Annotated in this window: 10 protein-coding genes; 7 read left to right on the plus strand and 3 right to left on the minus strand. The window is 71.7% G+C overall.

Annotated features, from left to right (window positions below):
• Positions 1-105: 105 nt before the first annotated feature.
• From GEV10_29825 to GEV10_29835, 3 genes are read right to left on the minus strand one after another with little or no spacing between them, the layout of a single operon-like run.
• The gene (locus GEV10_29825) at positions 106-3,420 is read right to left on the minus strand and encodes a hypothetical protein (protein MQA82611.1); all 3,315 of its coding nucleotides are present in this window, start codon (positions 3,418-3,420) and stop codon (positions 106-108) included.
• A 5-nt stretch (positions 3,421-3,425) separates the two neighbouring features.
• Positions 3,426-4,151 (minus strand): SDR family oxidoreductase, encoded by a 726-nt coding sequence (locus GEV10_29830; protein ID MQA82612.1) that lies wholly within the window; start codon positions 4,149-4,151, stop codon positions 3,426-3,428.
• Positions 4,148-5,047 carry a dihydrodipicolinate synthase family protein gene (locus tag GEV10_29835; protein ID MQA82613.1) on the minus strand — a complete coding sequence of 300 codons (900 nt, stop codon included), beginning with the start codon at positions 5,045-5,047 and terminating at the stop codon, positions 4,148-4,150. The genes GEV10_29830 and GEV10_29835 overlap by 4 nt, the downstream gene beginning before the upstream one ends.
• 131 nt (positions 5,048-5,178) lie before the next feature.
• On the opposite strand from GEV10_29835, the gene GEV10_29840 reads away from it, so the two are divergent.
• The 7 genes from GEV10_29840 to GEV10_29870 are packed head-to-tail and all read left to right on the plus strand — an operon-like array spanning position 5,179 to position 12,408.
• Entirely contained in the window at positions 5,179-6,012 is an 834-nt protein-coding gene (locus GEV10_29840) for a helix-turn-helix domain-containing protein (protein ID MQA82614.1), read from the plus strand.
• Positions 6,009-6,920 (plus strand): ABC transporter permease subunit, encoded by a 912-nt coding sequence (locus GEV10_29845; protein MQA82615.1) that lies wholly within the window; start codon positions 6,009-6,011, stop codon positions 6,918-6,920. The genes GEV10_29840 and GEV10_29845 overlap by 4 nt, the downstream gene beginning before the upstream one ends.
• On the plus strand, positions 6,917-7,816 hold the full coding sequence (locus GEV10_29850) for an ABC transporter permease subunit (GenBank protein MQA82616.1): 900 nt from the start codon (positions 6,917-6,919) through the stop codon (positions 7,814-7,816). Before GEV10_29845 ends, GEV10_29850 begins: the two co-directional genes overlap by 4 nt.
• Before the next feature lie 27 nt (positions 7,817-7,843).
• On the plus strand, positions 7,844-9,172 hold the full coding sequence (locus GEV10_29855; GenBank protein ID MQA82617.1) for an extracellular solute-binding protein: 1,329 nt from the start codon (positions 7,844-7,846) through the stop codon (positions 9,170-9,172).
• Positions 9,162-10,364, plus strand: a complete 1,203-nt coding sequence (locus tag GEV10_29860) for a hypothetical protein (protein ID MQA82618.1) — start codon at positions 9,162-9,164, stop codon at positions 10,362-10,364. The genes GEV10_29855 and GEV10_29860 overlap by 11 nt, the downstream gene beginning before the upstream one ends.
• Positions 10,049-11,548, plus strand: coding sequence for a hypothetical protein (locus tag GEV10_29865; GenBank protein ID MQA82619.1), 1,500 nt, complete (start codon positions 10,049-10,051; stop codon positions 11,546-11,548). The genes GEV10_29860 and GEV10_29865 overlap by 316 nt, the downstream gene beginning before the upstream one ends.
• 23 nt (positions 11,549-11,571) lie before the next feature.
• Complete coding sequence (locus tag GEV10_29870) at positions 11,572-12,408, plus strand: phosphoribosylaminoimidazolesuccinocarboxamide synthase (GenBank protein ID MQA82620.1); 837 nt, start codon at positions 11,572-11,574, stop codon at positions 12,406-12,408.
• Positions 12,409-12,620: the final 212 nt, after the last annotated feature.

Consider the following 12,620-nt stretch of genomic DNA (forward strand, 5'->3'; position numbering starts at 1 on the left):
GCGCGCTTTTCGGGGTCGGGTGCCGGGTGTCAAGAAACCGCCCGCGAACAAATCCCACAAAAGTCGTTGTGCGGTTTCTTGACACCCGGCACCCGACCCCCACAATCAAGAAAGGGGTGAGGCAGCGGACCGAAGCACCCCACGCCAAGGATGCAGAGTCACGGGGTCAGCGCACGCCCCGCTCGCATCCACCACCTCATAGGTGAACGACGACGCCGAAGCCGGGACGCGAACCGTCCACTCGGCCGGGTGCACCGGCTTGGGCGTCTCGGTCCAGGTAACACCGCCGTCCAGCGACCAGCGCAGGACGGCAGGGGTCGCGCAGCGGGACTGGACGTACGCGTCCCAGCCGCTGCCGTCCGGGCGGGCGAGCAGTAGGCCGCGGACGGCGCCTACCGGGGTCTCGTCGTCGAACCGGAAGCCCACGTCGTCGGCCGGCACCGGCGGCGTACGGTGCATCGGCACGAGCGGCAGTCCGGCCGCCGGCAGCACGACGGCGGTGAGGCCGTGCCCCGACACCTCGACCTCCAGCGAACGGCCGCGCAGCACGGCCTCCGACGCCACGCCGTCGGCTATCACCGTGACCGTTCGGCTGGACGCCGGGTCGATGCCGAGCACGTCACCGAACGACACGGTCACCCGCCTCGGCGAGGCCGACGTGTTGGTCAGGCTGAGCCCGAACAGCGCACCGTCGCCGCTCCTCGCCGCGAGCCAGTTCACAGACGCGTCGTCGACGGTCACCACGCCGCGCGGCATCCACAGCCACATGTCGTCGTGGCCGTAGAAGGTGCCGGGACGGTGCCCGTACGTGCGGAACCTGAACCACACGAAGTTCTCCTCGAACGCGGCGGGGAACCGGATCTCGCCGCCCGACCGCACCTCGTGCTCGGCGACCAGGTAGTCGACGGTCATGCCCAGCTGCGCGGGAGCATGGTGGTAGTAGATCGTCGTGTTGTCGAACGGGCCGACGAACGGGAAGTCCGGCTTCAGGTGGTGCACGGTGTGCTGCCGCAGGTAGTAGCCGGGATAGTTGGTGTACCTGCCGATCACCGCGTTGTGCGCGACGTCGCGCAGCAGGTCGTCGCCCGCACGGTCGCCCAGCCGCAGCAGGTGCGGCGCCCACGCCGGGTTGAGGTTGGGCCCGCTGAAACGGTACGTCTGCAGCGCCTCGAAGCTCTGCCCGGTGACCGAGAGCACCCACCGCTCGACGTCCTCGGGCTCGATGTCGTCGCGTGGATAGTCGTAGAGCGCCGCGGGGTCCCACCAGCGGCTCAGGTCGATCTGCCTGTCGTGGAAGACCGGCCGGTCAGGGACGGTGACCGCGCCGTCGTGGACGGGACGCACGAACACCGTGGTGACGAACCGGCGGGCCTCGCGCACGGCGGCGTCGAGGTAGCGCGGCTCGCCCGTCTCCTCGTACAGCTCCAGCAGACCGACCCAGTCGGCGCAGTAGTAGATCGCGAAGTCGTGCGCCTCGATCGGCTCGGTCCACCGCACGTCGACCCGGTCCGCGACGTACGCGTCGGCGAGCGCGCACGCGCGGTCGAGATGCGCACGGTCCCCCGTCATCCGGTACGCCGCGAGCGGGGCGCACATCGGCGCGCGCCGCAGCCAGTAGTCCTCGTCCGCGCCCAGGTCGGTCTCGGCGAGCCGCGCGATCGCGGGGTTCTGCCGGCGGGTCATCGCGTGCAGCGGGCCGAGCGCGGTGACGCCGAACGGGGTGGCGCACAGCTCGGTCTTCGTCGTGTCGGCGTAGACGTCGAACCCGTGCACCGGTGTCCAGCCGTAGCCGTTGCGGGACAGGTGGAACTCGATCAGCGGACGCGCGCGCCGGTCGTAGAGGTCCATGTCCGCCGTCAGGTACGCCGCGCTCAGCAGCACCGCCGTGGTCGTCGCGCGGACGGCCTGGTCGTTCTCGATGTCGATGAACCCCTTGGCCCTGCCCCACCAGCCCGACGGCGAGCCCTGGTAGTCGACGGAGTCGTCGGCGGGCGGCCCGGCCGCCAGCATGTCGACGAGGTTGTGGAACGTGTCGGTGAGGGAGCTACCGAAGACGTTGGTGCGGTACGGCCGGTAGTCGTACGCCGTACGGAGCAGCGCGCGCAGCGTGTCGTACAACGCACTCGAGCCGACGCAGAGCCCGACCCGGTGCGTCGCGGTCTCCTCCGCCCGCAGCAGGGCGCGTCGCCCGTACTGCGGCAGTAGCACCGTCGGCTGCACCCCGCCGTCGGCACCGCGCAGACTCATGCCGAACGGCTGGTCGTCGGGGTCCTTGTGCACCTCGTCGCCGAAGGTCAGCTCCTCCGCAGGGACGTACACACCCCAGGTGCGCGTGCCGCCGTCGTCCGCCGCCGACTCGACCAGCGCCGCCGGCACCGGCAGGTCGATCGCACCGACCGACTCGGGTCCGCCGACGATCCTGCCGTGCTGCAACGGTCCGCACAGCACCTCGCTCACCGCGTCGACCGACAGCGACGTGAAGCCGTGGTACGCCACCACGTAGTGCCCGTCGACGGCCGCCGTGACGGCGACCGTGGCCACCGGCGCCGTCCCGGCGAGCGACCAGGTGACGCGTACGGATGCGACACCCGGGACCTCCGCGCTCAGCACGGCGGTACGGTCGGCGATCACCTCGACGGACGTGAACCGCAACCGCCTGGACGTCAGCGACGCGTGCAGGTCCCTACGGCTGCCGTGGTCGCCGGTGAGCAGGTACCAGTCGCCGACGCACAGCTCGCGGACCACGCCGTCGGGGCCGGTGACGAGGGCGTCGGTGACCGCTGTCCACGCATCGCCATCCCGGACCGAGAGCGACGCGGTGACGGTCTCGCCGTCGGCCCACCTGGCCGTGCCGAAGTCGAGGCGATGGGCATCGCTCTCGATCGACGGCCCGGCGTCGTGACCCAGGAGCTCCCGCGCGTCCGACGCGTCGCCTCCGCCCGGTGACGGCAGCGGCTCGTCGTGCACCACGGTGACGGACGCCGACTCCACCAACACGCAGGTGCGGTGGGCGGCGAACCCGATCGCGTCGTGACGCAGCCGGCGCACGTCGTTGGCGGCGCCCACGAGAGCGCCGTCGACCGACACCTCGATGCGCAGGCCGTCGACCACCACCCCGATCTCGAGCGGCGCCTCGAAACTGAACGCGAGCACCACCTCGAGGAGAGTGTCGACGGCGCCGCCCTCGCGCCGCACCAGCGAGCAGTAGCGCACACCGGTGCGCTCGCGAAGACGCACCGCGTAACAGGTGTCGGCGTCCACGGCGTCGAAGAGCACGTCGGCAGAGCAGTCGGTCGAGCCACCGCGCGGCGCGCTCACCGTCATGCGGGCGCGCAGCTCGTACGCCGTGGGCAGCGGTGTGTCGAGGAGGACCGCGGTGTCGCAGACGCGCCGCGTGCCCGTGCCGAGCAGGTCGTCCACGCGACCTACAACCAGCGGGCGCGGAGGTCGGGTCTGGCGAACGCCGCGGGCGAGGCGATCGACAGGCCGCCGTCGACGGGCAGCACCGCGCCGGTGACGAACGACGCCCCGGGCGATGCGAGGAACCTGACCGCCGCCGCCACCTCGTCGGGACGGCCGGTGCGGCGCAGCGGATAGCCCTCCACGGCGTCCGGCACGTCGGCGCCGCCGATGAGCCCGGGTGCGACGGCGTTGACACGCACACCGCGCGGTCCGTACTCCAGCGCGAGCTGCCGCACGAGCCCGTCGACGCCGGCCTTCGCCGCCGCGTACGCGGGGAGCCCGGGTGCGGCGAGGAACGCGTTCACCGAGCCGACCGCCACGATCGCGCCGCCGGACGGCAGCAGCGGCAGCGCGGACCGCGCGACGAAGAACGCCGAGTCGAGCGTCGCCGACAGCGCGGACCGCCACTGCGCGTCCGTCGTCTCGTGTGCCGGCGCGACCGGAGTCACCGCCGCCGCGAGCACCACGACATCGAGCCGGCCGAGCGCCTCGACCGTGTACGAGACGACCGACGACGCGACCTCGGACGTTCCGCAGTCGCCGACGAGATAGCGCTCGAACACCGCCTCCGCGCAGGGCTCGAGCCCGACGCCGACGACCCGGTCGCCGTCCGCGGCGAGCCCGTGCGCGATCGCGAGCCCGATGTCCGAGCTGCCGCCGACGACCAGGGCGCCGCGTGGCGACCTCACGTGTACGCCGGCAGCGCGAGGTCGTCGAGGAGGAGGTCGAGGTCGCGCGTGCTCGCGGCGTCCAACGCGGCGGCGGGCAGGCGTACCGCCGCGTCCGCGATCACGCCGCGGCGGACGAGCACGTGCTTGTGCACCGCCCACGCGATCGACCCCTGCATCCCGAACCTGACCAGCGGCAGCAGCCGCGCAAACGCCGCCCGTGCATCGTCGCCGCGCCCCCCCGTCGCGGCGACGAGCACGGCGACCAGGGCGTCGGCGAACTCGCACGCCGGCATCGTGCCCACCGCACCCCGCGCATACTCCTCCAGGACGAAGAACGCGTTCTGCCCGCCGAGGACGGCGAAGTCGTCGTCCACCGCCTCGCCGACCGCCCCGACCTTCGGTGCGGTCGGCTGCGCCTCGACCTTCACGGACGTGACGCCGTCGAGCTTGCTCAGCTCGACCAGCACCGGGACCGGCATCGGCACCCCGGTCGCGGTCGGTGCGTCCTGCACCATCACCGGCAGCCCCGCCTCCTGCGCGACCGCGCCGTAGAAGTCGACGAGCTGCGTGGATGACGCGCGGACCAGGAACGGCGGCAGCACCATCACGGCCGTCGCGCCCCCGTCGCGCGCGACGACCGCCTGCTCCACCGCGGTCACGGTGCTCGTGGCGCTGACCCCGGCCACGACCGGCATGCCGGACGGCACACGCACCGTGATCGTCCGCAGGATCGTGGCGCGCTCGTCGGCGGTCAGGGCGAAGCCCTCGCTCGCCATGCCGAACGTCGCGACGCCGTCGACACCGCACCACAGCTGGAAGTCGACCAGCCGCGCGAGCGAGTCGACGTCGAGCGCGCCGTCACGGCGGAACGGCGTCGCGAGGATCGGCACCAGCCCGGCAACCGCGTGGGGCATGCCACCCACTCACTCTCCGGATGCGGTCATGCTGACAACGCTTGACAGTACTCACTATGCGCGTAATCTGCCTGATTATTGCACGGCCTGCGCGCAGCGCAAGCGGTCTTCTCACACGAAGGAGAGTGGGCATGGCCGGGTCGGCGTCCGGACCCTCACCGCGAGAGGCCGGCATCAACCAGAGCGTCGAGCGGTCGGCGGCCGTGCTGCAGGCGTTCCTCGGCGGCGCGGCCGGCCGGGCCGAGCTCCGCGTCGCCGACGTCGCGCGGGAGATAGGCCTCGGCGTCTCGACGACCTCCCGGCTGCTCGCGACGCTGGAGACGGTCGAGTTCGTCGAGCGCGACCCGGTCAGCCAGCTCTACCGGCTCGGACCGGCGCTGATCACCCTCGGCGGCGCGGCCGTCAACCAGCATCCGGTGCACCGCGAGGCTCGGCAGGTCGCGCAGAACCTCGCCGCCGACCTCGGACTCGGCGCCAACGTCGCGATACGCCGCGGCGCCTCGCTGTTCTACCTGTGCAACTTCGAGGGCAAGCGCGCACCGAAGAACCACGGCCTGCTCGGCCAGCGCAACCCGTTGCACGCCACCGGCCTCGGCAAGTGCCTGCTGCTCGGCACCGACCAGGACGAGCGCCGCGAGCTGCTGGGCACCGAGCTGCCCACCTACACCCAGCACACGCTCGCGACGCACGAGGCGCTCGACGCCGCGGTCGACTCGGCGCGTACGCGCGGCTACGCGACGGAGGTCGAGGAGCTGGCGCTGGGACGCGCGTGCATCGCGGCGCCGATCCGGGGAGCGTACGGCGCCGTCGTCGCCGCGATGTCGGTCTCGGGGCCGCTCACCGCGATCGACCCGAGCGTCAGGGAACGCGAGCTGTCGGCAGTGCTCATCGAGGCCGCCGACTCGGTGAGCGTGGCGCTGGGCTACACCGCCGCGGCGGCACAGGCGGACGGAGTCGCGGTATGACCACCACGCGTGCCACCGTTCCCGCGCCGTCGGCCTCGGGTCGGCTCTCCGACCGCACGTTCGCCGTGCTGCTCACCCTGCCCGCGCTCGCGCTGCTCGCGGTCATCGTCTGTTACCCGCTGCTCTCCGCGCTCTTCACCAGCCTGTTCGAGCAGAGCCTGATCCTGCCGGGACGCGCCTTCGTCGGCCTGCGCAACTTCGCGGACGTGCTCGGCACCGACTTCCTCCCGGTGCTGCGCAACACCGCGGTGTTCACGGTCTTCGCCACGGTGCTGCCGTTCCTCGTGGGGTTCGCGCTCGCGCTGGCGCTCAACGTCGGCGTCAGGGGGCAGTCGGTGCTGCGCGGGGTGTTCCTCATGCCGTGGGTCGTCCCGGGGGTCGTGGTCAGCTTCGTCTGGCTCTGGATCTTCAACGCCAGCTACGGACTCCTGAACGGGTTCCTCGTCCGGACGGGTGTCGTCGACGTGCCGATCGCGTGGCTCGCGGACCCGCTCTGGGCGACCGTCGCGATCATCGTGGCCAAGTCCTGGGCGAGCTTCCCGTGGATGATGGTCATGCTGCTCGCCGGGCTGCAGACCGTGCCGAAGGACCTGCACGAGGCCGCCGCACTCGACGGCGCGGGCATCGTGAAGCGCTTCCGTCACGTCACCCTGCCGCACCTGCGCGGGATCATCGGCATCGTGCTGCTGCTGGAGTTCATCTGGAACTTCCAGCACTTCGACATCATCTACGTCCTCACCGGCGGCGGCCCCGCCGGCACCACCACGACGTTCGCCGTCTCCGTCTACAACACCGCGTTCAAGGGATTCGACCTCGGCCACGCGGGCGCGATGGGCGCGCTGTGGATGGCCGTGCTCACCGTCCTCGTCGTCCTCTACATCCGTTCCAGCGAACGGAAATCCTCATGACTGCCACCCTCGACGACGTCGTCGACGCACCGCGCACCGCACCGACCCGCAGCAGGGCGGCCGGCCGCCGGCGGGTCGACGGCACGCGCATCGTCGCCTGGTGCGCGATCGTCGTCATCGGGCTGTTCGGCCTGCTGCCGATCTACTGGATGCTCGTCACGGCGCTGCAACCGGCCACGGAGATCTTCGTGTTCCCGCCGCGCCTGTTCCCGCAGACGTTCACCCTCGAGCACTTCGCCGCGCTCGCGGGTGACCCGCAACTGCTGCGCAACCTGCTCAACAGCATCCTCGTCTCGGCTGCCACGACGCTGCTCACCCTGGTCGTGGCGACGTACATGGCGTACTCGTTCTCGAAGTTCACCTACCGCGGCCGCAAGTCGCTGATGTACCTCGTGCTCGCGTCGCAGATGTTCCCGCACGCGCTGCTGCTCGTCAGCCTGTACCTGATCTTCAACGCGCTCGGGCTGCTCGACACCTACCTCGGGCTGGTGCTCTCGTTCACCGCGTTCACGATGCCGCTGTGCGTCTGGATGCTGAAGGGGGTGTTCGACACCATCCCCGACTCGATCATCGAGTCCGCGAAGGTCGACGGCGCCGGACCGTTCACCATCATCCACCGCATCGTCACACCCATTGCCGCCCCCGGCGTCGTGGCCGCCGGGCTGTTCGCGTTCATCCGCGGATGGAACGACTTCATCTTCGCGCTCACCCTGGTCGGGCGCGAGAAGCAGACCCTCCCACCGGGTCTGGTCAACGCCTTCGCCGGCGAGTTCCAGAACCAGTGGTCGGTGTTGATGGCCGCGTCGTTCGTGGTCTCGCTCCCCGTCATCGTCGGCTTCATCGCCCTGCAGCGCTATCTCGTCGCCGGCATCGCCGGCGGTGCGATCAAGGGCTGACGCGCTCTCCCTCACCGAGGAGGTGACATGTCCGGTCCACACGCCGACCCGGTCGGCATCACGCGCCGTTCCCTCCTGCGCGCTCTGGGCGCGGGCGCCGGGCTGGCAACGGTCGCCGGCATCGCCGGATGCGCGCCGTCGGTCCAACCACACGACGTGAACGCCGGCGGCGGACTCACCGACGACGACGGCGTCGAGACGTTCGCGTTCACGACGTGGATGATGGGCGAGACGGCGTCGAGGCCACTGGTGCAGCCCTCGCTCGACGCCTACCAGGCCTCGACCGGCGTGACGATCGAGACGCCCTCGTTGCCGTACGCCGACTTCCTGCGTCAGCTTGTCCTACAGGTGCAGGGCGGGCAGACCGCGGGACCGGTGCAGCTCGACATCACGTGGCTGTCCGTCCTCGGCACCATGGGCGCGGCGCTCGACCTCGCGCCGCTCGCCGAGGGAACGGACTACACCGACCAGGCTCTCGCGCTCGGCAGGTACAAGGGCAGGCAGATCGGCCTGCCGTGGACCAGCGGCGCGATCGGCCTCCTCGGCAACTCGGACCTGCTCGACAAGGCCGGCATCCGCGAACAACCCGAGACGATCGACGACTTCGAGGCGGCGCTCGTCGAGCTCAAGGGCGCGGGCCAGGGCGTCGTCCCGTACGCGGCGATGACGAAGGTGGCACAGCTCAAGGACGTCGTCGTGTGGATGTGGACGTTCGGCAGCCCCGTCGTGGAGAACGGCAGGATCACCGTCGGCGACGATGCCAGCGTCGAGGCACTCACCTGGTACAAGAAGCTCTACGACACCGGGCTGATCGGCAAGGACATCGACCGTGCCGACGCGCGGGCGTTGTTCGGTCAGGAGATGGTGGCCCTCTACGACGACGTCGTGTCCGCTCGGACGCTCGTGGCGCCCAACGCCAAGGACCCGAAGATCGGCGACAAGCTGGTCGCCTGGAAGCGTCCGGTGCGCGACGCCGGTGACACCCCGCAGAGCATGGCGTGGGGGCACGCGATCGCCATCATCGGCGGCGGGCCCGGCGAGTACGCCGCCGGCCGCTTCGTCAAGCACGTCACCAGCGACCCCGACAACGCGCTGGACTACTTCGAACGCGCCGGGTATCCCCCGGTCACCGAGACCGCGCTTACCGACAAGAGGTTCACCAAGGACAGGTTCGCGTCCGAGTTCGCGACACGGATCACGGAGACCGCGCAGGCCGACCCGCTGTGGCAGTTCCCGAAGTCGGCGCAGATCTACGAGACGCTGGCCCAACAGGTCCAAGCGATCCTCATCGGCGACACGACGCCGAAGGAGGGTCTCGCGACCGCGCGCGAGCGGATGCAGAAGCTTGTCACCTGACGAGGACCTACTCGACTCCGTCGCGACGGCGACCGACCGGTGCGCGTACCGGATCTGGGGCTTCGGCGTCGGCCCGGCCCTGGCCGGGCTGGTGCGCGCGGGCTCGGCGCTGAAACGGCCGGAGCTGGTCGACGGTGCCGCCGAGCGCGTCGCGCCGGCCCTGCATCGCGACCCCGACCCCACCGACCATCTCATCCCGGTCGAGGCGCTCGTCGAGCTGCGCCGCGAGATGGACGTGACGCCGGCGCTGGAACGCTTCCGCGCCGCCGTGCTCGACGCGACCCGACCCGTTCCTGGACGCCCGTGCGTCCACCGGCCCGACCTCCCCCGCTGGTCGTCGACGATCTGGGTCGACTGCATGCACACCGACGGCCCCGGCCTCGCCCTGCTCGGCGACACCACCGCCGCGGTGCGCGTCACCCGCGAGGCCGCCACCGCGCTGCAGCGTCCCGACGGGCTCTTCGACCACGGCTACGACGTCGCGACGGGCGAGGGCAACGGCGTCGCGTGGGGCCGCGGCCAGGGCTGGGCGCTGCTCGGTCTCGTCGGCACGCTCCTGCGGGCAACCGACGCCGAGCTCGCCGTGCGCCTGGAGATGCTCGTCACCGCGCTCGCCTCGGTCGAGTACGACGGTCACTGGCACACGGTCGTCGACCACGCCGCCGCCCCCGTCGAGATGTCGACCTCGGCCTACGTCGCGCTCGCCGTCGACGCCGCCGTCGACGCCGGGCTCGTCGACCCGTCGCACCGCGCCATGGCCGACCGCGCGCTGGCCGCGGCGGTCGACGCGACCGCGGACGGCGTCCTGCCGGTGTCGGACGCGACCCCCGTCGGTAAGGCCGAGGAGTACTACGACCGACCGCTCGGGTCGCATCCGTGGGGGCAGGGACCGCTGCTGCTCGCGCTACTCGACCGAGCGCAGGAGCTGAGGACCGAGCCGGAGGTAGGGGCCGCGACGCCCGTCGGACCGGGCAGGGCGTCACCGCGGCACCTGCCGGAGGTGAGCGACGAAGCGGGCGCGTGGAGGAACCGAGCGCAGGAGCTGAGGAACGAGCCGGAGGTAGGGGCCGCGACGCCCGTCGGACCCGGCAGGGCGTCACCGCGGCACCTGCCGGAGGTGAGCGACGAAGCGGGCGCGTGGAGGAACCGAGCGCAGGAGCTGAGGAACCGGGCCGAGAGGGAGGAACCGTGAGGGTCACCAGTGTCGAGACGTTCGCCCTGCGTGCGCAGCCGGCCGAGACGTACTGGGGTGCGCGCGCGTGGAGCACGGACACCGGCCTCGCACCCGTGACGTACCCGCCCGAGTCGCGGCGCAGGTACGTCTACTCGCCCACCATCGACGCGGCGCTCGTCCGCGTGGAAACCTCCGACGGTGTCGTCGGCTGGGGCGAGGCCAAGGCACCCGTCGCGGTCCGGGCGACCTGCGCGCTGATCGACGAGCTGCTCGCGCCGATCGTGGTCGGCACGCGTGTCGACGAGATCGCGGTGACGTGGGACCGCATGTACGCGGGCATGCGCGTACGCGGCCACGACTCCGGCTTCTGGCTGGAGGCGCTGTCCGGCGTCGACATCGCACTGTGGGACGCCTGGGCGCGCACGCTCGGACAGCCGCTGCACGCCCTGCTCGGCGGCCGGCAGCGTGACCGCGTGCCCGTGTACGCGTCCGGCGTGCCCGCCGCGTCCGCGGACTCGGGAGCCGACGGCCTCACGCAGGTCCGCGCGGAGGCGGAACGGTTGCGGGCGCGGGGATTCCACGCGGTGAAGGTCGCGATCGGCGTCGACCCCGCCCGCGACATCGAGTCGGTCGCCGCCGTGCGCGAGGTCTTCGGCGACCGCGCCCGCGTCTACGTCGACGCCGCGGGGCAGTACGACGTCCGCCAGGCGCTGTCGGTCGGGCGCGAGCTGGAACCGCTGGGCGTCGGCTTCTTCGAGATGCCCGTGCCACCGGAGCACCTCGACGCCTACGCCTCGCTCGCGGCCAAGCTGGACATCCCCCTGGCACTCGACTCGCTGGCCGGCCGCTACCGCGCGCTGGAGTTCCTCCGCCGCGAGGCGCTGCACGTCCTCCAGCCGGACGTCTGCCGCGCCGGCGGCGTCACCGAGGTCATGCGTATCGCCGCGCTTGCCGATGCGTTCGGTGCGCAGGCCACCCCGCACGTCAGTATCGGCTCCGCCGTGCACTTCGCCGCGAGCCTGCACTGCGCCGCGGCCATCCCGAACCTCGAGGTCATGGAGCACTGGATCGGCGACAACCCGCTCGGCACCCCGCTCGCCCCCGACCTCGCCCCGCCGACCGACGGCGCACTCGACGTCCCCCGCGGCCCCGGCCTCGGCATCACGGTGGACGAGAAGGCCGTGCGCCGGCTGGCGTCGTGAGCCGCGGGCACTAGGCTCGTGGCGTGGAGCTGATACACAAGGGCAAGGTCCGCGACGTCTACGCCGACGGCGACGACATCGTGCTGGTGGCCACCGACCGGATCTCCGTCTACGACGTCGTGCTGCCCACGCTCATACCCGACAAGGGCAGGATCCTCACCGCGCTGTCGCTGTGGTGGTTCGAGCGTCTCGCCGACGTGTTCCCCCACCATGTCCTGTCGGCGACCGACGTACCGGCGGAGTTCGCCGGACGCGCGGTGCGCTGCCGGCGTCTCACGATGCTGCCGTACGAGTTCATCGCGCGCGGCTACCTCGCCGGTCTCGGCCTGCGCGAGTACCAGGCGACCGGCACCATCTCCGGCGTCACGTTGCCCGCCGGTCTCGTCGAGGGGTCACGGCTGCCCGAGCCGATCTTCACGCCGACCACCAAGGCCGCACAGGGGCACGACGAGTTCGTCACGGCCGACGAGGTGGCCGCCGACCTCGGCGACGACCTGACCAGGCGGCTGTGCGACGCCACGCTGGCGATCTACCGGCAGGGCGCAGAGATCGCCGCCGAACGCGGGGTCGTCATCGCCGACACCAAGCTCGAGTTCGGCCGCGCGGACGACGGGTCGGTGGTCCTCGCCGACGAGCTGCTCACTCCCGACTCGTCCCGCTTCTGGCCGGCCGACAGGTGGGAGCCCGGACGTCCGCAGTACGCCATGGACAAGCAGGTCGTCCGCGAGTGGGCGTCGACACTCGACTGGGACCGGACGGATCCGGGCCCGAGCATGCCGCCGGAGATCATCGACGCGGCACAGCAGCGCTACGCCGACGTCTACGCGAGGATCACCGGCGAGCGCTGGACGTTCAGCTGAGGCGAGACGAACCTGGCTAGGGTGTGTCTGATCCGCCGCGGTGCAGGACCCTGCCGGCCTTGCGCCGGATCCGGCGGGCCAGGACGCGAACCAGGTTGCTCGCCTCGACCTCGTGGACCGGCCTGGCCTCCAGGCGCAGGGACTGCGGGTCGGTGGCGCCGCTGGCGAGGATGGCACCGAAGACCGCCTGCGCCGCCGCCTCGGGCGACAGC

This window comes from Streptosporangiales bacterium, assembly GCA_009379955.1.
Lineage (GTDB): Bacteria > Actinomycetota > Actinomycetes > Streptosporangiales > WHST01 > WHST01.